Annotated in this window: 20 protein-coding genes; 8 read left to right on the top strand and 12 right to left on the bottom strand. The window is 65.5% G+C overall.

What is annotated here, in order from left to right:
- Positions 1-120: 120 nt before the first annotated feature.
- Positions 121-537 (top strand): hypothetical protein, encoded by a 417-nt coding sequence (locus tag EJV47_RS03235; RefSeq protein WP_126691689.1) that lies wholly within the window; start codon positions 121-123, stop codon positions 535-537.
- Positions 538-620: 83 nt separating this feature from the next.
- Here EJV47_RS03235 and EJV47_RS03230 read toward each other — a convergent pair whose 3' ends face one another.
- The 3 genes from EJV47_RS03230 to EJV47_RS03220 all read right to left on the bottom strand — a co-directional run bounded on the left by EJV47_RS03230 (position 621) and on the right by EJV47_RS03220 (position 2196).
- Positions 621-1274 carry a DUF4142 domain-containing protein gene (locus tag EJV47_RS03230; RefSeq protein WP_126691688.1) on the bottom strand — a complete coding sequence of 218 codons (654 nt, stop codon included), beginning with the start codon at positions 1272-1274 and terminating at the stop codon, positions 621-623.
- 70 nt (positions 1275-1344) lie between these two features.
- The gene (locus tag EJV47_RS03225; protein ID WP_126691687.1) at positions 1345-1581 is read right to left on the bottom strand and encodes a hypothetical protein; all 237 of its coding nucleotides are present in this window, start codon (positions 1579-1581) and stop codon (positions 1345-1347) included.
- Between the two features lie 42 nt (positions 1582-1623).
- A complete protein-coding gene (locus EJV47_RS03220) occupies positions 1624-2196 on the bottom strand; it encodes a DUF4142 domain-containing protein (RefSeq protein WP_126691686.1) in 573 nt (190 codons plus the stop codon).
- 188 nt (positions 2197-2384) lie between these two features.
- Between EJV47_RS03220 and EJV47_RS03215 the strand changes: the two genes are divergently transcribed.
- Positions 2385-3233 (top strand): hypothetical protein, encoded by an 849-nt coding sequence (locus EJV47_RS03215; RefSeq protein ID WP_126691685.1) that lies wholly within the window; start codon positions 2385-2387, stop codon positions 3231-3233.
- 325 nt (positions 3234-3558) lie between these two features.
- On the opposite strand, the gene EJV47_RS03210 is transcribed toward EJV47_RS03215, so the two are convergent.
- Entirely contained in the window at positions 3559-4710 is a 1152-nt protein-coding gene (locus EJV47_RS03210; RefSeq protein ID WP_126691684.1) for a trypsin-like peptidase domain-containing protein, read from the bottom strand.
- 52 nt (positions 4711-4762) lie between these two features.
- A complete protein-coding gene (locus EJV47_RS03205; protein ID WP_126691683.1) occupies positions 4763-5350 on the bottom strand; it encodes an RNA polymerase sigma factor in 588 nt (195 codons plus the stop codon).
- A gap of 137 nt (positions 5351-5487) precedes the next feature.
- On the opposite strand from EJV47_RS03205, the gene EJV47_RS03200 reads away from it, so the two are divergent.
- Positions 5488-5715 carry a hypothetical protein gene (locus EJV47_RS03200; RefSeq protein WP_126691682.1) on the top strand — a complete coding sequence of 76 codons (228 nt, stop codon included), beginning with the start codon at positions 5488-5490 and terminating at the stop codon, positions 5713-5715.
- A gap of 370 nt (positions 5716-6085) precedes the next feature.
- Here EJV47_RS03200 and EJV47_RS03195 read toward each other — a convergent pair whose 3' ends face one another.
- The 5 genes from EJV47_RS03195 to EJV47_RS03175 all read right to left on the bottom strand — a co-directional run bounded on the left by EJV47_RS03195 (position 6086) and on the right by EJV47_RS03175 (position 13652).
- Positions 6086-7879 (bottom strand): hypothetical protein, encoded by a 1794-nt coding sequence (locus tag EJV47_RS03195; RefSeq protein WP_126691681.1) that lies wholly within the window; start codon positions 7877-7879, stop codon positions 6086-6088.
- A 1-nt stretch (position 7880) separates the two neighbouring features.
- A complete protein-coding gene (locus tag EJV47_RS03190; RefSeq protein ID WP_126691680.1) occupies positions 7881-10100 on the bottom strand; it encodes a hypothetical protein in 2220 nt (739 codons plus the stop codon).
- Positions 10097-11632 (bottom strand): BatA domain-containing protein, encoded by a 1536-nt coding sequence (locus tag EJV47_RS03185; protein WP_126691679.1) that lies wholly within the window; start codon positions 11630-11632, stop codon positions 10097-10099. Before EJV47_RS03185 ends, EJV47_RS03190 begins: the two co-directional genes overlap by 4 nt.
- A gap of 59 nt (positions 11633-11691) precedes the next feature.
- The gene (locus EJV47_RS03180) at positions 11692-12576 is read right to left on the bottom strand and encodes a DUF58 domain-containing protein (protein ID WP_126691678.1); all 885 of its coding nucleotides are present in this window, start codon (positions 12574-12576) and stop codon (positions 11692-11694) included.
- A gap of 98 nt (positions 12577-12674) precedes the next feature.
- Positions 12675-13652 (bottom strand): AAA family ATPase, encoded by a 978-nt coding sequence (locus EJV47_RS03175; protein WP_126691677.1) that lies wholly within the window; start codon positions 13650-13652, stop codon positions 12675-12677.
- A gap of 147 nt (positions 13653-13799) precedes the next feature.
- Here EJV47_RS03175 and EJV47_RS03170 point away from each other — a divergent pair, with 147 nt between their 5' ends.
- From EJV47_RS03170 to EJV47_RS03160, 3 genes are all read left to right on the top strand, one after another.
- Positions 13800-14222 (top strand): hypothetical protein, encoded by a 423-nt coding sequence (locus EJV47_RS03170; protein WP_126691676.1) that lies wholly within the window; start codon positions 13800-13802, stop codon positions 14220-14222.
- 224 nt (positions 14223-14446) lie between these two features.
- Complete coding sequence (locus EJV47_RS03165) at positions 14447-15094, top strand: hypothetical protein (protein WP_126691675.1); 648 nt, start codon at positions 14447-14449, stop codon at positions 15092-15094.
- A 412-nt stretch (positions 15095-15506) separates the two neighbouring features.
- Positions 15507-15845, top strand: coding sequence for a hypothetical protein (locus tag EJV47_RS03160; RefSeq protein WP_165903600.1), 339 nt, complete (start codon positions 15507-15509; stop codon positions 15843-15845).
- Between the two features lie 18 nt (positions 15846-15863).
- Here EJV47_RS03160 and EJV47_RS03155 read toward each other — a convergent pair whose 3' ends face one another.
- Positions 15864-16487, bottom strand: coding sequence for a DUF4159 domain-containing protein (locus tag EJV47_RS03155; protein ID WP_126691673.1), 624 nt, complete (start codon positions 16485-16487; stop codon positions 15864-15866).
- A gap of 187 nt (positions 16488-16674) precedes the next feature.
- Here EJV47_RS03155 and EJV47_RS03150 point away from each other — a divergent pair, with 187 nt between their 5' ends.
- A complete protein-coding gene (locus EJV47_RS03150) occupies positions 16675-17310 on the top strand; it encodes a porin family protein (protein WP_126691672.1) in 636 nt (211 codons plus the stop codon).
- Between the two features lie 815 nt (positions 17311-18125).
- On the top strand, positions 18126-18830 hold the full coding sequence (locus EJV47_RS03145) for a nucleotidyl transferase AbiEii/AbiGii toxin family protein (RefSeq protein ID WP_126691671.1): 705 nt from the start codon (positions 18126-18128) through the stop codon (positions 18828-18830).
- 16 nt (positions 18831-18846) lie between these two features.
- Here EJV47_RS03145 and EJV47_RS03140 read toward each other — a convergent pair whose 3' ends face one another.
- A complete protein-coding gene (locus EJV47_RS03140) occupies positions 18847-20874 on the bottom strand; it encodes a DUF3732 domain-containing protein (RefSeq protein ID WP_126691670.1) in 2028 nt (675 codons plus the stop codon).
- Between the last annotated feature and the right edge of the window lies 1 nt (position 20875).

Below are 20875 nucleotides of genomic sequence, written 5' to 3'. Positions count from 1 at the left end.
CTCACCCGAATACCGCACGGCGCCGCCGGTTACGATTGAGTAACCGGCGGCGTTTTTTTGTTGCCCCGAAAGGCCGAACGGGCTATTTTGGGCTCTTTGTTCCGCTACCACCCACCGTGCATGAAAGTCTTGGTATTTCCCCTGCTGTTCAGCGTCGCCGTGTACGCTGCGCGCCTTGAGCCGCCCAAACCTACCCGCTGGACTGGCCCCATCAGCAACGGCATGAAGGGCGACAAAATCAGCTTCGACGTGGCGCCCGACGGCAAAACCGTATCGAATGTGACGTTCGAGGGCTACTGGCGCTGCAGCGGCAAGCTGGAACAAACCACGGCCGGCCCCGAAAAGGCTTTTCCGGTGCAGGGCGGCAAAATCCGCGGCGTGGTGGTGGACCCGCCCAATGGGGGCGCCACGGCCTGGCGCTACGAACTCGAGGGCGACCTGAGCAAGGCCGCGGCCAAGGGCACGTTTCGCATGAACATCAACGCCCTGGGCTGCGACACTTACAAGCTGCAGTGGACGGCTGCCCCGGCGAAGTAAGGCGCACAAAACCACAAAGCCGCCCCGGCATGACCGGAGCGGCTTTTATCGTGTAGGGCAACCCGCAGGCTGACCTCGGGCTGCTACATGGCCGCGTGCTTCTTGAACATATCCAGGTGGGTCTGCACCACCGGCGTCACCTTGGCAATAAAGCCTTTCAGGTCGGCGTCCTGGGTCATGGTGCTGTGGGCCTGCAGGGTGTTCAGCGTCTTCTGGTGGTCCATCTGCATTTGCTGCAGGTAGCGCTGCTCCAGCTCTTTGCCCGACAGCGTTTTCATCTGCTCGGCAATGGCCTTGTGCTCGGCGTCCATGTCGGTGGGCAGGGTTACGCCCTTCTTCTTGGCAATGGGCATCAAGTCGGCCGTCGACTTGGTGTGGTCCTTGATCATCATGTTGGCGTGGTCTTTCACCATGCCCGTCGCGCCTTTTTCCAGCACCAGCTTGCTGAGTTGAATTTCGTTCTGGTCGCTGTGCGCGGCCGACATCATGAACTCGGGGTCGTCTTTGTGCGGGGCGGTAGCCGTGGGGTCGGCGGCGGGGGCAGCGGTGGCCGCGCCGGTAGTGTCGCCGTCGTTCGAGGCGTTGGTTTCGCCGTCGGTGGCGTTGCGCATGTAGTTGTCGTTGGCCTCGTTATTGGCCGTTTCGGTGTTGTCCGCCGTCTTTTGGTTGTCGGTACAGGCAACGTTGCCGAATACTAGCGCCGCGCAACAAGCAACGGGCAGCAGATACTTTTTCATGGGTGTTTTGGGAAAGTGGGGTTAGGAATGGCGCGGCAACTATAAGGTTACTTAGGTGTGGTCAGGGGCGTTAGCGGGCCGAGTCGGGGGCGGCAGCGGCCGAGTCGGCATCAGCCGTGACGGTAGGGCCCGCGTCGTTGTCGATAACCACGGCGTCGGATTGCACGCCGCCTTCTTCGCGGGCTTTGTCAATATCGGTGACGGCGTCGCCGGCGGTGGCGTCGTCGCGCTTGGCCCCGTCGGAGCAGGAGCTGAGCGTAAGGGCTGCGGCCAGGGGCAGCGCCAGAAGCAAGGTGAAGCGTTTCATTGAGTCAAGGTGTTGGTTGGGTGATGGTAAAGCGAGCCGGCGCTACTTGGGCAGTTGGTCCTGCAGCTCGTCGGCGCGCTCGTAGTGGCTTTTGAGCGTGGGCGCGTACTTGGCCGCCACCCCGCGGATGTCGCCGTCGTAGGCATCGTCGGCCATGTCGTCGAAGGCATCCTGCGCGTCGTCGAGGTAGTCGGTAGCCACTTCCAGCAGCTCCTTGTCGAAAGCCGCGCCGCGCAGCCGGGTCAGTTCGTCGATGGCGTCCTGCTGGCGGCCGCTGAGGCCCTCGGGTAGGGTCAGGCTTTTCTGGGTAGCCAGGGTACGCAAGGCGCCGCCCAGCTGGCCGGCGTCGCGCTGCAGCTGCTGCCCGAAGGTGCGCAGCGCGGGGCTGCTGGCCTGGCGGGTGGCGAGCTGGCCCAGGGCCGCCCCGAAGCTGCTACCCGTTGCAGCTTCTACCACAAAATCGGCGTCCTGCTCCTGGCGCTTGGTCACGTCCTCGCGCTCAATGCGCTGCCCGTTCTCGAACTTGGCATCAGCCACGGGGTCCCGTTCGCCGGCGCCGCAGCTCAGCAGCCCCAGGGGCGCTATCAGAAGTAAAATTCGGGGCAACGACAGCATAGGCAAAACCGGTTGGCAGCCGGCAATCAAGGCTATACGCGGGGCTGCGTGTGCGGTTGGGCTACCGAAGTTCCCGATGCGGAAAATATTTTTTCAGGTAGGCTTAAACTCCGTGGCCGCCGCCACTTCCAAGCAAGCGAAACCCGGGACTAACCACACTTTCTCCACTTACTTTGCTCCGCACTCCCATGATTCGCTCTTACTACCGCCCCCTGCTGTTTTCCGTCCTTGGCCTTGGTCTCAGCGCCGGCCTGTTTAGCTGCGGCAAAGAAGCCGATTTCGGCCCCAGCAGCACCTACTCGGCCGAGGACAACTCCGACGCCGAAAGCACCGACGCCGTCACCTTCGAGTACGTCGACGCCAATGCCCCCGAAGACGTGAGCCGCGGCGGCTCAGCCACTTGGGCCCCGACTGCTGATTTGGCCGCCATCGGCAACGGCTGCGTGACGCGTAGCTACGACGCGGCCACCCGCACACTCACCATTACCTTCGACCAGAACGGCTGCGTGGGGCGCGACGGGCGCGTGCGCCGCGGGCAGATTGTGGCCGTGTTCAGCGGGCAGCACCGCCAGGCTGGTTCCTCGGTGGTCATTACGCTGGTAGGCTTCTCCGTCAATGGCAACGCCCACGCCGGCACCCGCACCATCACCTACACCGGCGGCGGGGTGTACACCCTCGATGTGCAGGGCGCCAGCGTCGTCACCGCGCAGGGCACGGCCGCGTGGTCGTCGCAGCGCACCTATACCCAGACGGCCGGCCAGGGCACCCGTAGCATCCTCGACGATGAGTACTCCGTGACGGGCTCGGTGACGGGTACCAACCGCCGGGGCGTGTCGTACACGGCCACCATCCAGCAGCCGCTCAAGAAAGTGTTCCAGCGCGGCTGCGCCCGCCTGTTCACTGCCGGCACCGTCGAAATCAACACCTCCAAGGAGAAAACCCTGCTGCTGAACTACGACCCCACCGGCACCCAGGCCTGCGACAACATCGTGTCCATCACCGTCAACGGCCGTACCCGCACCATTCAGCTGCGCTAGCCGCTTTTCCGCAGACGGTTCACCCCGCAGTCATTGCGAGCGAAGCGCGGCAATCGTTCCTCTCGCGGCACGACGCTACAACCCTTACTACCCGAAAACAGCCCCGCCCGAAGCCAAGAAACTCTGGTTTTGGGTGGGGCTGTTTTCGTGCTGATGATTTTTTGGTTTCTGCCAGTTGTGGCGGCCGTGCTACTAGAGGAACGATTGCCGCGGCTGCGCCTCGCAATGACTGCTGCGTGAACCGTTGCTGGTAGCCCCAAACGAAAAGCGCCGTGGCTTGGGGCCACGGCGCTCGGCTGTTTATGTGAGGCGGAAATCGGCGGGTTTACTTCGAGAATACCTTGACGACGAAGACGAAGTCCTGCAGCTTGCGAATCTGCTGGGGGCGCGTCTGGCCGGCCAGCTGGTTCTGCTTGGGCAGGTTGTAGGTGTGCGGGTTCGGGGCCGCCGACAGGGAGTCCACGAGGCGGGCCAGGTACGAGGACTTGGTGGCAAAGGCCGCGCTCTGCACGTCCATTTCCCGGCCGCTGATGACGCCGATGAGGTTGCCCCGGTCGTCGAGCACCGGGCCGCCGGAGTTGCCGGGGTTCACCGGGATGCTGATCTGGTAGAAGCCCGTGTCGCCCTGGAAGCCGGAGCGGGCGCTCAGGGAGCCGTCGTTGTACACCTGGTCTTCGCGCGGATAGCCCAGGGTGTACACTTTCTCGCCCAGGTCGGCCTGGGTGCGCTTCACCGTGTAGGGCAGGCGGCCAAAGCCCTGGAAGTGCCGGTCGTTGACTTTCAGAATGGTCAGGTCGCGGGCCACGTCGGAGAAAACGGCCTCGGCGCGGAAGCGCTGCTTGTCGCGGCCTTCGATGAGCACCGAGTCGGCGCCCTGAATCACGTGGTAGCTGGTCACCAGGTAGCCGTCGGAGGTGAGGGCAAAGCCCGTGCCGCTGAACTTGCCCTGCACGGCCGGCGCAGCCACGCCCAGCTGGTTGATTACCTGGTTGATGGCGCGGCGGTCTTTGGCGCGGGCGTTCTTCAGCTGGTTGACTTCCAGGCGCAGCTTGGCGTAACCGGCCGAGCCCGGCTGGTTGCTGGTGTTCCAGAGCTGCAGGCCCAGCAAGGTGGCAAACACGGCAATAACGGCCGCCGACGCGGCTACGGCCATGGTGGCGCGGTGTCCGTGCCAGAACTCGCGCAGCCACTGCTCGGTGCGCGAGATGCGCATGACGGGCATCTCGGGGCGGCCGGTTTCGACCACTTCCTCCTCTTCCGCGTCGATTTCGGCCTGGATGGCGCGCAGCTTGTCGCTCAGGCGCAGGCGCTGGCCGTAAGCAGTAAGCGTACCGGTCAGGCGCTGGTAATCGGCCAGGCGCTCGGCCAGCACGGGGTCGGCGGCGAGGCGGCGCTCCAGGTTCTGGCGCACCGGCTCCTCGAGCCGATTATTCAGGTAATCGTCGAAGAAGGCGTAGTAATCTGCTTCGGTCATCATAACGCAGGGGGCGGGTGTGAGTCCCGCCAGGGCAGGGAGGGGGCGCGTCGGGTTAGGGCAGCGGTTCTTCCTTGTACTGGGTGAAAAACAACTTCTTCAAACGCACCAGGCATTTGTACTTCTGATTCTTGGCGTTGTCGGCATTGGTGTAGCCGTGCTCCGCCGTGAGCTGCTGCATGGACTTGTCGAGCAGGTAGAACCCCTCGAGCAAGGACCGGCACGGTTCCCCGAGCCGGACCAGCGCCTCGCTCATCAGGGCGAATTGCCGGTCACGCTCCTCGGCGTCGGCCAGATCGGCCTCGGCGCCGGTTTCGAGGTAGGGCTCGTGGTCGTCCAAGCGGCCGCCGTAGCGACCTTTCTCGGCCAACCGCTTCAGCCACAGCCGGCGGCACACGGCGTACAAGTAGGTCTTGATCTGGCAGCTCAGCTCGAGCGTGCCCTCGCGGATCTTCTCGTAAAACACCATCACGCCCTCTTGGTAAATATCCTTGGCCTCGTCTTCGGTTCCGCTGTTCTGCGTGACCAAATGGATGACCGTGGGTAAATACTGGCGGTACATGTGTGCTAATGCCCGGTCGTCGCCGCGGCGGATACCCGCCAGCAGTTCCTCGTCGGTGTAGGAAGGTTGTCCCTTGCCCATGCGCAGTTACTCGTTCTTAATCCCTTAACGCTCGTTCGGTAACCCGTCGAAAAAATATTTTCTGCGGTGGGTTACCTCTACGGTTCCCCGGTATGAAGGGCGTTTTTCAGACCAACATTTTCAAACTTACCACACAGATGAAAAATCTGCTGAAAGTAGCCGCCATGTTCGCCGTAGTTAGCCTCGCTTCGTGCGGTGACAAAGCTGCCGAAACCACGGAAGCTACCACCACGGAAACCACCACCACCGAGGCTACGACCGTAGACACCGCTGCTGCTGCTGCTGCTCCGGCCGACACCACGGCTGCTGCTCCGGCTACCACCACCACGACCACCACGGAAGCCACCACGACCCCGGCTCAGTAGTGAAGCCGGCTGACCTCGCGTCAGCCCCCTGGCTTTAGTCCGCCGCCCGGATTTCTCCTCGGAGAAGTCCGGGCGGTTTGCGTTGATGGCACTAGGCGGAGAATTTTTTGCGCGTATTTTTGAGCCCGAAACATCGTCAGGAGAGACTGTGCGCAAGGACGACGTATTAATCAGAGTAGTTGACGGCGGGGCCGCAGCGGCCCTAAGTACCCCCGGACCAATCGGCGGAGCGGGCTCGGGCCAGGAGAAAACCGGTACAGGAGCGGAGCTGTTGGTGCCAAGCTGCGTGCTGCAGGTGGGACAATACCTGGTGGGCGAGGCTCACGACCCGCAATTGAGCGGCCACCCCAGCATCCGGTACTAGCGCCCATCAGCGCTTTTCGTCGAGCCAGAGCCAGCCCGCCGCCAGCACGAACAGGGCAAAGTACCAGCCGGCCGGCAGCCACGGCTGCATCGGGCTATTCGCGGGAGGTGAAGGGGGTGCGGGCTGCGGGCTGCGTTGCTGCAGGGCCAGCAGACGCTGCTGCCGCAACGGAGCCAACCAGTCCTCGGGGCCGAATACGTAGAAGGACGCCGTATCCTGGTCGGGCGCCAGCGCGCGGTGCCAGCCCGATTGCCGGGGCCAGTAGCGGGCCTGCCACACGTCGGGCCGTTGCGGGTGCTGGCGCAATGCCAGCGGCACGGATGCCGGGGCCGTTACGCGTACGGCCAGCCCGGGCTCCTGCGCCGCGAGCAAGTGCAGCGGTTGGGGCTCATCGGGCCGCGCCCAAAGCGGCAGTGCCCAGTGCGCGGGCTGCTCCAGCGGGCGGGCCACGGCGCCTAGCAGCGTGCGCCAATACGAGTCGTAGCGGGACGTCTGGCCGCCCAGCAGCCACTGAAAAGTGGTGGCGGGTGTGGCCACCAGCACCGTGCCCCAGCTGCGGCGGTGGCTGGCGGCGCTGCCCATACCAGCGCCCGGCCCCGCGACGAGCAACTGCGTTTGGAGCGTGGGCTTTAGCACGGCGGGCAGAGCAATGGTGGCGCGGTCGGTGGCCCAGCGGATGGGCTGGGGCGTTTCGGTGGCGGTGGCAGGGCGGGGCAGCAGGCTGAAGGCGGCCCGGCCCGGCAGGTTGCGCGGTAGCTCCGCCGCGCCGGTGAGCAGCACGCCCAGTCCGTCGGCCGCGGCCTGGGCCAGGGTACGGGCTTCGGAGCTGGTCAGAGCGTTGAGGGCGTCGGCGTCGGCTACCACGGCGTCGAAGCCGCGCAGCAGGTTGGGCGTGAGGCGGGTGAGGTCGACCGCGGGGCGGTTTTGTACGTCGGTTTGCTGCAGGCCGCGGCTGATGGCCACGCGCAGGGCCACCTGGTGGCCGCGGCCGGCCAGGTGGTTTTTGAGCAGGTTCAGCTCGAAGGAGGGCGTGCCGGCCAGCAGCAGCAGCCGTAGTCGCCGGGCGGGCTGCACCAGCACGGGCACGGGCTCGGTGGCTATCAGGCGGCCGTTGCGGCGGGCTTCCAGGCGAGCCAGCTGGGGGCCAAGGTTGAGCGGCAGGTAGCGCAGCTGAAACGCCCCGGCTGCGGACAAGAGCACCGAGTCCTGTGGAGCGCCGGCTCCAATCAGCCGCAGCCATACCGGGCCGGGGCCGTGGAAGCTGCCCCGCACCAGCAGCGGCTCCCCCAGCACAAGTTGCCGCGGCCAGGCACCGGCAGTGAAGTACGAGCCAGCAGCATCGGCGTGGGTGAGCACCTGCACCGCGGGGGCCAGTGCTGGCACATCGGCGGCGGGCAGGCCGATGCCAAACACGTGCAGCTGCCGCAAGGCCGGCCGTTGCGTCGCGAGGCTGGCCAACGAGGTCAGCGGCAGCGTGTCGCCGCCCGGGGCGGTGGCGGGGCGGTAGGAGAGCAGGGGCAGCGGGCCGAGGCGCCGTTGTAAGGCCCGCACCGAATCGAGGGAGTAGTGGGGAGTGAGCAGCACGGCCGCGCCGGCCGCCGCAGCCGGGGCGCGGTGCTGAGGCGGATAGGCGGTCAGCCACAGAGCGGCCGCAGCGAGTAGGCTGGCCAGCAGGCGCAGCAGACGGCGTCGGCCCCGGCTGGCGCGCCAGGCTTGCCAGGCCAGGCCGATGGCCAGCAGCAGGCACAGCGCAGCGTGGGCGTAGTACAGGAAGTGGCCGGACGAATCGGGGAGGGGCATATCAGCGGCTAAGTTCCTGGAAATAGCGGCGGGCCAGCGGCGTAGCCGTGGGGCGCTGCGGCGTGGCGGCCGGCAAGGGTAGCAGTTGCCCAAAGGCCCGCTCCACCGCTGCGGCGTCGGCCGGGGCTACGGGCTGGCCGGCCTGCACCTGGGCCAGCAGGCGGCGCCAAGCGCGCAGGGCCGGCAAGGCCGCGCCGGGCTGCTGCAGGGCGGCCGTACCCAGGACCTGGCCGGCGGGGCGCAGGCGGGGCAAATCGGCGGCGGCGGGGCGCTGGCCGGCGCGGTAAGCCTGCAGCAGCGTCAGGGCGCGGCGCACGGCGGGCTGGGTGGCCGCCGGAGCGGGGCGCTGGCCCTGGCGGCGCGGGGCTACGGCGGCCGACAGGTCGCCGGTCAGGCGCTTTTCGGCTTCGGGCAGCGGGGGCAGGTCGACGCCGGATTTGCGCACGTAGGCCCGGGTTTGCTGCTGCACTTCCTTGAGCAGGCGCAGAGCGCGGTACTCGTAGGGCAGGGCATCGGCGGGCTGGGCCAGGCGCAGGCGCAGCTCGGCGTCCCACATCTGGCTGAGCACGGCGCGGAGCTTGGCCTTCACCTGGGGCTCCAGGAAGTCGGCGGTTTCGGCGTCGTCGTGCAGGTGTTGGTAGGGCGCCATCAATTCGTCGGCAGTGGGGGCGCCGCCTTCCGAGGTGGGCGGGGCGGCGTGGTCGTGGCCATGGTCGTGGCCGTCGTCGGCCGAGTGGGCAGGCTCCTCGTCCTCGTCGGCTACGGGCGGGCGCGGGGCGGCTTCGGCCAGACCGTGGCTGCCTTCTTCGCCCAGAAACTTGCCGTAGCGCAGGCGCAGAATCTTCTGGTCGTCGCCGAGGTTGTTGGCGCGGCTGCGGAACTCGGCCGGGGGCAGCTGCCGCTGCTGGCGCAGCAGCTTCTCGGTGTCGATGATAATCTGGCGCTGGCTGCGGAAGTAGGCGGGCATCTGGTTGACGCCAAGGGAAATAGCGGCTACTGCGTCGGTGCGGGCGGTGTCCTGCCACTGCACCAGCGCGGCTTCGGTACGGCTACGCTGCCCGAGGGCGTCCCAGGCTTCGGCGTACACGTACAGCTCGTCGCCGAAGGTGAGGCCGAGCGCGGGCAGGCGCAGCGTGGCGGTGGCCGTGTGCTGCCGCGGCTGCGCGCCCAGGGCGGCGCTCAGGTCCGTCACGGTTTCACGAAACTTCACCGCCTCGCCTTCGCCCTGAGCCGTGGTAACCACCAGCCGGGCGCGGCGCAGGCCGTAGTCGTCGCGCAGGGCCACGCGCACGGCCACTGTGGGCGGCTCCGTGGCGGCAATGAGCGTGTAAGGCCGGGGCGCCAGCAGGCGCAGCGTCGGCGGAGCGTCGGGCTGCACGTCCACGGCGTAGTCGTCGGAAGCCTGCCCGGCGAGTTGCAGGCGGTACAGGGCCGAGCGGGTGAAGCGGTACTCGGCCACAAACTCGGCCGGGCGCCCGGCTACGGCCCGGAAGCGCACCGGCGGCCGGCCCGCCACCAGCAGGCGGGGCGGGGCGTCGGGCCGGCTGAGGCGCAGCGTCCAGCGCACCAGCGTGCCCTGTGCGCAGCGAAACGAAAGCTGGGGCGCATCGGAAGCCGGCTGGCGGGTGTAGGCCGGCGGGGCCAGGCGGATGCGGGTACTCAGCAAACGCACGGGCGTGGGCGGGACCGGGCTGCTGCTGGGTGGCGGGCCCGCAAAGCGGGGCTGCAGCGCTGGCGCGGGGGCCAGAACTGGCAGCGGCCAGCGCCACAGCAACAGACCCAGCAGGGCGGCGGCAGCGGCCAGCACCAGGCGGCCGCGCCAGGGGGCTGGCAGCGCGTTGTGCAGGGGCAGCTCAGGCAGGCGCCGGGCCACGCGCTCCTGCTGCAACGGGCCGAGCAGGCCGGTCGGAGCGTCGGCCAGGAGCAGGCCGGTGCTGTCTTCCAGGTTGGGAAAGGCGAGGTCGAGGCGGCGGGCCAGGGCGGGAGCGTCGAGGCGGCGCAGGGGCCACAGCGCGGCGGCTAGCAGCAGCAGGCCGGCCGTGCCAATACCCAGCAGCAGCGGCGCGGCGCCCGGCCAGCGGTGGTAAGCGCCCAGTAAGGCCAGCAGCATACCCAGGGCCACGAGCAATACGGTGACGATGCTGCGCCAGCGGTGCCGGCGGAGCAGGCGCTGCAGCTGTCCGCGGGCGGCGGCTACGGATGAATCGGCGACGGGTATCATGCGGTAGGAGCAGGGCGGCGGGCCGCCAGGACGCGTTCGAGGGCGAAAAGCAGGCCGGCGGCCAGGGCCACCCAGGGGCGCAGGTCGCGGAAGCGGGCGGCGGGGCGGGGGCGGACGACGGTAGCCGGCTTAGCGGCCGGGCCGAGCAGCTGCGCCGCGTCGAGCCGGCGCGGGTCGGGGCCGGTGACAGGGGTCGAATCAGGGGCCAGCAGCGCCAGGAGCACCTCGGGCAGCCGGCCGTCGGTGGGCAGGCTGCTCCATTGCGGGTGCAGGCGGGTGAGCAACTGATATTCGCGGCCGCGGCCCCGGCGGTTCAGCGTCAGGACGGGTCGGGCCTGAGCATCGGTCCACAGCACGGCGGCGGAAGCTGGGGCGGCAACAATACGCTGCAACTCGTGGGTAATGCCCTGCTGCGCGTCGGACGTAAAAATGGAAGTCGTGGCGGTGCCGGGGCCGGCCGCGTCGCGCAACAGCGTCAGGCCTTGGGGTACGCGTTGGGCCACCGTCGCCGACGGAGCCGCCTCGGCCAGCCAGAACAGCCAGTCCAGCGAATCAGCCCGGAAATCGGCCGCCGGCAGAACTTGCTCTTGCAGCTCGTAGCCCGCGGGCAGGGCCGACGCCGCGGCGCGCAGGGCGGCCCGCAGGTAGCGCGCATCGTCGCGCCGCGAAGCTTCATACGCCACCCCAATGCGTAGCGGCCCGCTCACCGGCAGGGCGGCGCCAGAGTCAGTTAGCGGCCGGATAACAGCGCCTTTGCGGGACTGATTTAGCTGCAGCGGCGGCAGGCCCGCTACGCGCAGCGGCTGCGAATTAGCCGTGACCCGGTATTCGGTGCGGAACCGGATGCGCCCGGCGTCGCCACGGCCTACGGTCAGGCGCAGGGAGTCGGGGGTGGGGCGGGCGGCGGCCTGTAGCCAGGTTTGGGTGGCCGAATCCGGCGGGACCAGCTGCCAGTGCAGGCGGGCGGGCAGGGCGGGGCGGCTGCCCTGAAAATGCGCCAGGGTGGCGGGCGTAAAGACGTGTAGGGGCTGCCCGGGGAAGCTGTCGGCGGCTTCGGCGGCCCGGGGCCAGTACCAGTCGGCCGCCGCCCCCGAACGGGCAGCCGAGTCTTGCCGAACCGCGGCCCGCTCGGCCGCCGAATCGGGCAGCAGCGGAAAGCCCGCGGCGAAGGCCCGCAGCTCGGCCCCCCGCCGCCGCAGCGAGTCGACGCGGGGGCGCAGCAGGGGCCAGGCGGGGGAAGCCAGCACCGCCGGCGCCACCAGCACCTGCGGCCGGGCCGGCCGCGGGGGCTGCTGCCAGCGCGGACCGGCCAGCGCCGCCGCCAGCACCGCCAGCAGCAGCAGGCGCAGTAGCAGCAGCGGCCACTGCGTGAGGTGGAGCTGCCGCATACGGCGGTTGGCCCCGGCCGTCAGCCAGCGCAGGGCCCCCACCGGCACCACGCGGCCGGGTCGCCGGTTCCAGAGGTGGATGGCCAGCGGCACCAGTAGCCCCAGCAGGGCCAGCAAAGCAGCAGGATTGGCGAAAGTGAGCAAGGGGGCGAACGGCGGGGCTAAGGACAGACGAAGGCGCGGGGCTGGGGGCTGCGCGAAACTCAGGCGGGCAGGCCCTGGCGGCGGCGTAGCACCAGCCGCAGGGCCGCCGCGGGCGGCTCACTGGTCAGCAGGCGGTGGTAGTCGAGGCCGTGGCCGCGGATGCTCTGCTCGGTGCTGCGCAGCCAGGCCTGCAGTTGCTGCTGGTAGGCGGGGCGCTGGGCTGGGTCGAGCTGCACGCGCTGGCCGGTTTCGAGGTCTTCGAGCGTAGCTGCGGCCGGGTAGTCCAGGGTCAATTCGTTGGGGGCCAGCAGGTGCAGGGCCAGCACGTCGCCGCCGGCGGCGCGCAGCTGGGTGAGCAGCCGCTCCAGCGCCGACTGCGGCTCCAGGTCGTAGAAATCGGATAGGATGACGGTGAGCGTATTGCCCTGGCGGCTGAGCAGCGGGGCGGCGGTAGTGGCATCGGCGGGCAGCGTGCCGGTGGCCGTGGCGGCCCCGAGGGCGTGAAACAGGCGCGGCAGCTGTCCGGTGTCTTCGCGGGGCGGCACGGTTTGCAGGCCTTTGGCACTCAGTACGTACAGTCCCACGGCGTCGCTCTGCTGCCGGGCCACGTGGGCCAGGCCGGCCAGCAGCAGGCGGGCGTAGGCCAGCTTGCTCACGCCCGCGGCGTCGGCGTGGTTCATGGAGGCGCTGGCGTCGAGCACCAGGCGTACCGTCAGGCGCGTATCCACGTCCGACTCGCGCAGGTAATACCGGTCGGAGCGGGCGGCCAGGCGCCAGTCGAGGCGGCGCAAGTCGTCGCCGGGCTGGTAGGGGCGGTACTGGCTGAACTCCAGGCCCGCCCCGCGCCGCCGGCTGGGGTGCAGCCCGGCCTGGGCGCCGTCGGCAATCAGCCGGGCCACCAGGGGCAGGTTGCCAAGAGCAAGAAGAGCAGCAGCGTCGAGCAAAATGGTGAGATGGTGAAATGGTGATTGGGGAGTTGATGTTCGGGAGGCCGGACCCGCGCAAGTAGCACAGTCAGAACGGCACTCACCATTTCACTAACTCACAATTTCACCGCTTGCAGTAAAGCGGCCACGGCGTCGTCGGGGGTGAGGCGGTCGGCTTCGGCCTGGAAGTTCAGCAGCAGGCGGTGGCGCAGCACCGGGGCGGCCAGCTGGCGCACGTCGTCCATGGTGGCGGCGAAGCGGCCGTGCAGCAGGGCGCGGGCTTTGGCGCAGAGCACCAGGGCCTGCCCGGCACGCGGGCCCGCGCCCCAGCGGCCGTAGTCCTGGATAAACTTCACCGGGGAGCCGTCGGGGCGGGTGGCGCGCACCAGGCGCGTGACGTACTGCAGCAGCTCGGGGCTGATGGTGACTTCGCGCACCAGTCGGCGCAGCTGGCTCAGCTCCTCGGCCCCGATGGCCGGCTCGGGCTGCTGGCCGGCGGTGCCGGTGGTGCCCTGCAGAATGTCCAGCTCCTCCTGCTCCGAGGGGTAGCCGATGCGGATGTAGACCAGGAAACGGTCGAGCTGGGCCTCGGGCAGCGGGTAGGTGCCAGCCTGCTCGATGGGGTTCTGGGTGGCCAGCAGGAAGAACGGGTCGGGGAGCGGGTGCGTCTGGCCGGCGTAGGTTACCTCAAACTCCTGCATGACCTCCAGCAGGGCCGCCTGGGTTTTGGGCGGCGTGCGGTTGATTTCGTCGGCCAGCACCAGGTTGGCGAAGATGGGCCCGCGCACGAACTGGAAGGTGCGGCGCCCGGTGGCGTGGTCTTCCTCCAGCACCTCGGTGCCCAGGATGTCGGTGGGCATGAGGTCGGGGGTGAACTGGATGCGGCGAAACGACAAGTCGGTGGCGGCGGCCAGGGTGCGCACCAGCAGGGTCTTGGCCAGGCCGGGCACGCCTTCCAGCAGGGCGTGGCCGCCGGCCAGCAGGGCTACCAGCACTTCGTCGAGCACTGCGGTCTGGCCCACGATGACCTTGCCGATTTCCTGGCGCAGGCGGGGCAGCTTATCGAGTAGGCGGTGGAGTTCTTGTTCGGTCAAAACGGGCGGCTAAACGGCGTGTATGAAATGAGAAGGCAAGCAGGCGGCGTAAGTTGATAATCAGGCGCGGCCGCGGCAAAGGGCAGCTGGTGCAACGGTTGGGACCGGGGAATGTTTATTGGGGCAGCTTATCCTGTTCCTCGACTTATGCAAAACCTGTCGCCCGAGCACTTGGCTGAAATAGCCCGCCAGCTCGGCTCCATCAGCGCCTTTCTGGGCGGATTTGCCGCGGCATTCCTCGGTACCCTGCTCACGCAAAATACACCGCAGCGGGTATTGCGCTGGGCCGTGGCCAGTGCCGCGGTTTCCTCGGTAGCGTTTATCGTGACGGTGGTGGCCATGACCAAGCTCGTGATGGTGCTGCACCCGCAGGCACCGGCGAATGTGGCAAAGGGCGGCATTATGGGCGCTAGGGTTGCGGGGATGCTGTGTTTTCTGCTCGGTACCTACACCCTCATGGCCAGTATCGGCCTGAGCGGCTGGCTGCGCTCCAGGCGTATGGGTCTGGTAACGTCGGCGCTGGCCGGCCTGGGGGCGCTGCTGATAACCTTGCTACTGGCGGGAGGATAGTCCGGCTTAGCCATAACTAAACGTGACGCGTTGCAATTGGCTAAAGTCGGAGCTACTACCGCTGCTATAAGGCTAAGGCAGTTGTTTGCGGTGATTATGCCCGAGTAAAGCGTGGTTTGTAAAGTCTGATAAGAGCGGCTATTGATTAGGCCGGGCGCGGGCGGCCACCGTGCTTTGGCCCAAGCAAAAACCAACCGCCACTCCTCTTATCAACGCCCGTTATCATGCGCGCCACCGTCCTCCTCGCCGCCTTCATGTCGCTGTCTGCCCTGCCCGGCCTTGCCCAGGAAGCGGCCCCCGCTGCTACTGCTCCGACTCCCGCCGCGCCCGGCCTCGGCCGCACTGTAGTCCGCCTCGATGCCACCGCGGTGCTCTGGTCCAACTTTGATTACAACTTCTGGGCGCCCCAGGGAGCGGTGCTGCCGGTGCTGGCCTCGGTGGAGCACCACTGGGGCGGCCGCACGAGCACCGTAGTGGAAGGCCTGCTCAACGGCGGCACGCCGCAGGAGCGCCGCACCGGCGTCTCGGTGCAGGGCCGCTACTACCTGCAGCGCAAGTTTGCGGGCCAGCCGGTAGGCCTGTACGTGGCCCCCACGCTCGGCTTCCGGGCTGTGCGCGACCTGGCTTACGCCCGCTACGATACCCGCAAAAGCTTCGCCGGCGCCGGCGTGCTGGTGGGCGCGCAGCTGCCGGTGGCGCTGCGGGGCCGGCTGCTGGTGGATGTGGCCGGCGGAGCCATGGCCTGGCAGCAAGTGGGCCGCACGCGCTTCGTATCCGACTCGCCTTACCCCAGCTACTACGAAAGCAAGCCCGTGTACGGCAACGTGCCGGTACTGCCCGATATGCGCCTGGGCCTGGGCCTGCGCTTCTAGGGGCGGGTCGTGGGGGGCTTGCCGGACAGTTGAGGCATAGAAATGTAAGTTGTATCTGATAGTTAACTACTAACTCCGAGCAGCGTGAAGTGGATGCACAAAATTCCAGTGTTGCTCGGAGTGCTGCTGGTGGGCGCCCCGGTGGCTGGCCAGGCCCAGACGCCCGATTCGGCGGAGCGCCGGATGCCGCGGATAGTTTTGAAGGGCTGATGTATTGCGGCCGGGGCTGCTGGCTGCTGCCTCTGCGCCCACGTCGCGGCACGGACAACTGCCGATGCGGTTGCACTGGTTGGTGTCGGCGCAGTATTACTTGTCTGCCCGCCGAAGCTTGCAACTCGACTGGCTGCATGGGGGTGGCGTGTGGCCGCGGCGGGTAGAAGGCCTCACGTTGCAGCTACGATTTCACGAACTGTTGTTCGACGAAACCCGCCACCGGCCCGGCTCTTTGTACGCCGGTCCACTCATCGGCTACCGGCGGCTGAGCTGGCGCAATGATTACCCCGTGGTCGACGGTATCCACCCCGAGGCCGACCGATTGAGCATAGGCGGATTTTGGGGAGTGGAAGCGGCGCTGACCAAACGGCGGCCGCAGCTCACGCTCGACATCAGCATGGGCGCTTCGTACCAGCACCCCGTGCGGCGCAACAGTGCCTACCGGGAGCGGCAGGTATACCACCTCGACCACGTGGCCCCCATAGCTGCCCAGCGCATCAATTTCGATGCTCGTATGGCCCTGGGCATCTGCTGGTAGCCGAAAGCCGGGGTGCCATTAGGCCGTCAGCGCGTACAGCAGGATGTTGACCCCGAACTTGGTGTTGTCCGCGGCCAAAAAGCGCTTGTTGCGGAAGTCGTAGTCCCATTCGCAGCCGTAGTCCTTGTTGGAATACAGGACTCCGATGCGACCCTTGATTTCCACCGCTTTGAGGTAGTCGTGCACGAGGTCGTCGCCCCAGCCATTCAGCTCAAACGAGGTGTTGGGCGGGCCGTCTTTAAACTTGAAGAACTGCGAGTAGATGGGGTGCGTGTTGGGCAGCTTCTTCAGCGCCCCCGTGCCGAAGCACTGGCGCATCTGCTCCTCGAAGGAGCGGGCAAACAGCCCGTCGATGTCGTGGTTGCAGTCGTCGACGAACACGAAGCCGCCGCCGCGCACGTACTGGGTGAAGTTCTTCTTCTCCTGGGCCGTAAACTGCACCAGCCGGTGCCCCGAGAGGTAGCAGAACGGGTACTGAAACAGCTCCGCCGAATCCAGGGCCACCACTTTCTCCTTGGGGTTGATTTTGACGGTGGTGTACTCGATGAGGGAGTGCAGCAGGTTGGCGGGCATCCGCTCGTCCACGGCGTCCCAGTCGCCGGAGTGGTAGCTGAGGCGGACGAAAGTGAAGGGCGCGGGCAAAGCTGAGAGGTAAGTGAAAAAGCAGACGAACGGGGCAAGGACGCAGCCGCGGGCCGCCGGGTGGCACGGTACGGCCGTCTTGGCCCGCGAAAAATACGCGGCTACGGTCGGGCGCCGGGCATCACATCATTTGCGTATACGCGCTTGGGTCGATTCTTGCGTTCTACCCCCGAACTTTGCTTCCGCTATGAAACGTACGCTGCTACTTCTGCCTTTCGCGGCCCTGCTGGGCCTGCCGGCCGCCCAGGCCCAATATTTCGGTATCAAAGGCGGCCTGAACGCGGCCGTGCTCGACGGGGAACAGATTCAGGTCGACACCAAGTACAACACCTCCTTCCACGTGGGGGCGTTCTACAACTACAACCTCGTCGGGCCGCTGTCCTTGCGGCCCGAGGTGCAGTACTCCGTGCAGGGCTCCGAGTTCAAGTCCGACAACGAAGACTACACCACCCGGCTCTACTACCTGACGGTGCCCGTGCTGCTCGACGTCAAGCTCGGGCCGGTGCACCTGCAGGGGGGCCCCCAGTTCGGGGTGATGCTGCAGGCCGAGCAGAAAGGCACCAAGTTCACCGGCATCCAGAACGGCGCCCCGCAGTACGGCTCGGTGCAGGGCCAGGTCACCGACCAGTTTAAGCGTCAGGACTTCAGCCTCTGCGCCGGTGCCGAAATCGACCTGGGCAAGACCTTCGCCGTGGGCGGCCGCTTCACCTCCGGCCTCAACGACATTGCCGACTTCTCCGACGTGCGCTCCGCCAACGACCCGCGCCTGAAAAACCGCGTCATCCAGGGCTACCTCGCCATCAAGTTCGGCGGCGGACGGTAGATACTGTGTTGAAAAACAACAGAGAGCTCTATTTTCTCTTAATACCTATACAGTTTGATAGGATGTCAGACTCCTACCCTTTTCACATCAGATGACATTCATGCGATGCACGCTCCTAAACCTATTGTTATGCCTTTGTGCTAAATTCAGCTTTAGTAAATAGCTGCATCCGCCAGAAGGATTAAGCCAGCACCTTATACCTCTTGCACTCACAGCAATCGCGGAGTAGCTTCAAATTAAGTCTATTGTAGAGTGTATCTTTGAATTCATGAATCATGAATCATGAATTATGGAGAAGCTTAATGCTCTTCGTCCACAGGACGTCGTACTGATGCTGGCCTTGGCTGCTCGGGGAACTCGTCCCTGGCAAAGCAAACAAGTAGCGCAGGCTTTGTTCCTCAGTCCGGCGGAGATATCTTACGCCTTGCGACGATGCCAACACAGCCGGCTGTTGGACGCAGGCCGGCACGTACAGCGACGCTCCCTAGTGGAGTTCCTCATTCACGGGCTGCCCTATGTATTCCCCGCCAACCCCGGTTTTCAGGCGCGGGGGTTTGCCACTGGGCCTAGCGTACCGTTGCTGCAGGAGCAGTTTGGTCAAGGCATCACGTATGTCTGGCCGACGGCGGAAGGCCACTTATGGGGAGCCGCAGTCACGCCGTTGTACGCGGGCGTACCCGCTGCTGCGCAAGCAGATGACGTCCTCTATGAGTTGCTGGCGTTAGTGGACACCATTCGCTTAGGCCGGCCGCGGGAGGTAAAGCTAGCCGGTGAACTGCTCAGACAGCGATTGCTAACCACCCAACAGGTAGACCATGAATCCTGATCAACACCGCAACCTGGTCCGCCTGCAAGCGGTAGCCAGAGCCTTGGGCAGCCTGCGTGAGCGGGTCGTGTTTGTGGGCGGCGCAACGGTCAACCTGTACGCCGCCGCGCCCCTGAATACGCCCGAACCACGTATTACAGAGGACGTGGACTGTATTGTCGAAGTCGCCCCGCGGGCCGCCTTCTACCAATTGGAAGACGAACTCCGCGCGCGGGGATTTGTTAACGACATCGCCTCGGGCGTGATCTGCCGCTGGCGCTACGCGCAGCTCGTGGTCGACGTCATGCCGACCGACGACGCCATTTTGGGGTTCAGTAACCCCTGGTACCCGGAGGGGTTCGCCCAGGCCATTCCGTTCGAGTTGCCGGACTCCACCACGATCCGCATCCTCGCTCCGGAGTACTTCTTGGCCACCAAACTGGCGGCTATGCGCGACCGGGGCTGGAACGATCTGCGCTTGAGCCAGGACTTGGAGGACGTGGTGCACGTCGTAGACAACCGCCTGCAACTAGAACGCGAAGTAGCGCAGGCTCGTGCAGGCGTACGAGGGTATATCCAACACCGGTTGGGTGAGTTGCTAGCGCACCCGGATTTACTAGAGGCCCTGGAATGGACGCTGCCTCCCAATTCAGGGTACGAACGCAAGTTTGAAATTGAGCGGCGCTTCCGGCGCATGGCCGAAGCGTCGCAATAGCCAACAACCGCTTTCTTTATTCTTCTACTGGGTCTACTGCTGGCGGCATGGCCGTTATCCACTCCTGCGGAATCAAGCCTCTGCCTCCTACCCAAGGGTCTTCTACCAGCGCCTGCTGGTAGTCGAGTGTATCCAAGTTAGCGTGTTCCGTCACAATGAGCTGCAGATCGGGACTTAGCTCTTTTACGCGTTTGAACAAATACGCAAACATGCGCTGCACAGCTGCCACATCGCCGCCGGCCACGCTCACGTCTCGTACGGTGCCGTCTAATATGGTCTTGTAGGCTTCGAGCGATGGGAAATACACCTGTGAGGGCTGGTCGAGCACGAGCAGGCCGGGCACCGGTTTCTTATTCTTAATAAAGAACCGGTGCAGGGCCACCAGGGTAATCAAGTGGCAGCCCAGCGCGTTCGACCCACCGCCCATATCTTCCATCGTAATACCGCGGCCTTGCGCCGCTACTACCGTCAGGTTGCGCGGGTCGAGGCGATGGGGCAAGCCGGCATAGCGCATGTTCAATACCTTGGCCCAAGGCGTCATATACGCAGATACCAGTGCTAGGCTGGTTTCAATGATTTCTGTGACGTCTTCAGATCCGATTTCCGCTTCTAAATCCTCGATGATTTTTTTCCCGTTTTCAATGCGTTGTTGCAGCTCAGCATTATCATCGACCAGCTGTAGCTGCTCCAGATAGCTTTCAATGCGGCCAACGACACGTGAGGCCCGCAGCTCCAGGTCGCGCAACCGCCCTCCCGCATCTTGTTCCTGTTGCAGCGCTTTTACCCGGTCTTCGGCCAGTCGGCGTGCCTCACGAAGGTCTTCCAATTGGTTGTTCAGCTGGGTGATGTACTGCTCCAGTTGAGGCCGTTCCCGGCGCACGCCGCCCAGGTTGGCCTGCATCCGAGCCAGCGACGTCGTTAGGGCCGCCACCGAAGGAGGCGGCGAACCCATCGTTTGCGAACAAAGTGGGCACTGTTCCGCGTGAGTAGAGTCTTGGTCAAACACATGCACGGCTCGTAGCCGGTCCGTATGCTGCTCGATTGAGGTGGCAAACCCATCGGCTTGCCGGCGGTATTCTTCGGCCTCTTCTATCTCGCGCAGCTTCTCACGAAAGTCCCGATTCAGCTCGCGCGCACGCTGGCGTTCCTGCTCCAACGGGCTATTGGCTACCGCAACGGTGGTTAGGGTACTGCTTGCTTCCCACGTCAGAAGTCCCCGTAGGGTCGGTAACAGTTCGGCGTCCGGCACCAGTCCCCCTACGAGGCCTACTTGCTGCGCCTGCAGCAGCATGGTACGCATACTCTGGCTCTGGGTGGCCCGTTGTGCTTCGAGTAAACGGTTGCTGGCTTCGAGCTTTTGTAGACCCTTCTTGTAATGCGCAAGTCGCTTTTCCTTCTCCCAGCGTTCATCTTGGTCGGCTCCTAAAAAGTAATGCAACGAGTCGCGTAAGTGGCGGCCGATCTTCGGGTCACTCTGCCGCCAGAACAGGTGCTCGGGGCTAGATACTAGGTTTTGATTCTGAAACAGAAAATACTTGGTGTGCTGCAGGGATGCCTGGGCTGGATCTTGGCCCGTTTTGGTTGGGCTCAACGCCTTGTTCGGCGCAATCCCGATCAGATTTGACAGCTCCGAATCAATGCCGTCGTCGTTGGTATTAACCCGCAGATCCTTGAGTTCGGGAAGTTGCAAAAACAGGCCCTTGTCAATGTATCCTTCCTTCTGTGACCTGTTTTGGCCTTTGGGGGTCGGCTTGGCAACCAGCACCTGCATCCAGCCTATTTGAAGCAGCACGGCGTACCAGGCAACCACGCCAATATTTACCCCCTCCGCTTTAAACATTTTGAAGGTTGAGCGCCCGGTGCAGTAGTCGAGAATATTAATAATGGATGATTTGCCCGTTTCCGACTCGCCCGTAATAATGTTGACTTGCCCGAGCTTGAAGGGCAGAATCCGTTTCTGCCCTTGATAGTTGTATAGGATGATGGCCCGCACTTGCATTGTGGTCGGCGGGAAGTAAAAAAAAGGGTAAAACTGATACTCCATA

It is taken from the genome of Hymenobacter gummosus, from assembly GCF_003970915.1.
GTDB lineage: Bacteria > Bacteroidota > Bacteroidia > Cytophagales > Hymenobacteraceae > Solirubrum > Solirubrum gummosum.
Note: the sequence above shows the minus strand (reverse complement) of the source record. Positions and strands in the feature narration are given on the sequence as shown.

What these genes read in the sequence shown, in the direction of transcription:
- EJV47_RS03170 (WP_126691676.1), top strand. Translation starts at nt 13,800, where the DNA reads ATGCAAAACCTGTCGCCCGAGCACTTGGCTGAAATAGCCCGCCAGCTC.
- EJV47_RS03150 (WP_126691672.1), top strand. Translation starts at nt 16,675, where the DNA reads ATGAAACGTACGCTGCTACTTCTGCCTTTCGCGGCCCTGCTGGGCCTG.
- EJV47_RS03215 (WP_126691685.1), top strand. Translation starts at nt 2,385, where the DNA reads ATGATTCGCTCTTACTACCGCCCCCTGCTGTTTTCCGTCCTTGGCCTT.
- EJV47_RS03220 (WP_126691686.1), bottom strand. Translation starts at nt 2,196, where the DNA reads ATGCTGTCGTTGCCCCGAATTTTACTTCTGATAGCGCCCCTGGGGCTG.
- EJV47_RS03190 (WP_126691680.1), bottom strand. Translation starts at nt 10,100, where the DNA reads ATGATACCCGTCGCCGATTCATCCGTAGCCGCCGCCCGCGGACAGCTG.
- EJV47_RS03235 (WP_126691689.1), top strand. Translation starts at nt 121, where the DNA reads ATGAAAGTCTTGGTATTTCCCCTGCTGTTCAGCGTCGCCGTGTACGCT.
- EJV47_RS03165 (WP_126691675.1), top strand. Translation starts at nt 14,447, where the DNA reads ATGCGCGCCACCGTCCTCCTCGCCGCCTTCATGTCGCTGTCTGCCCTG.
- EJV47_RS03140 (WP_126691670.1), bottom strand. Translation starts at nt 20,874, where the DNA reads ATGGAGTATCAGTTTTACCCTTTTTTTTACTTCCCGCCGACCACAATG.
- EJV47_RS03200 (WP_126691682.1), top strand. Translation starts at nt 5,488, where the DNA reads ATGAAAAATCTGCTGAAAGTAGCCGCCATGTTCGCCGTAGTTAGCCTC.
- EJV47_RS03205 (WP_126691683.1), bottom strand. Translation starts at nt 5,350, where the DNA reads ATGGGCAAGGGACAACCTTCCTACACCGACGAGGAACTGCTGGCGGGT.
- EJV47_RS03210 (WP_126691684.1), bottom strand. Translation starts at nt 4,710, where the DNA reads ATGATGACCGAAGCAGATTACTACGCCTTCTTCGACGATTACCTGAAT.
- EJV47_RS03145 (WP_126691671.1), top strand. Translation starts at nt 18,126, where the DNA reads ATGAATCCTGATCAACACCGCAACCTGGTCCGCCTGCAAGCGGTAGCC.
- EJV47_RS03225 (WP_126691687.1), bottom strand. Translation starts at nt 1,581, where the DNA reads ATGAAACGCTTCACCTTGCTTCTGGCGCTGCCCCTGGCCGCAGCCCTT.
- EJV47_RS03195 (WP_126691681.1), bottom strand. Translation starts at nt 7,879, where the DNA reads ATGCCCCTCCCCGATTCGTCCGGCCACTTCCTGTACTACGCCCACGCT.
- EJV47_RS03230 (WP_126691688.1), bottom strand. Translation starts at nt 1,274, where the DNA reads ATGAAAAAGTATCTGCTGCCCGTTGCTTGTTGCGCGGCGCTAGTATTC.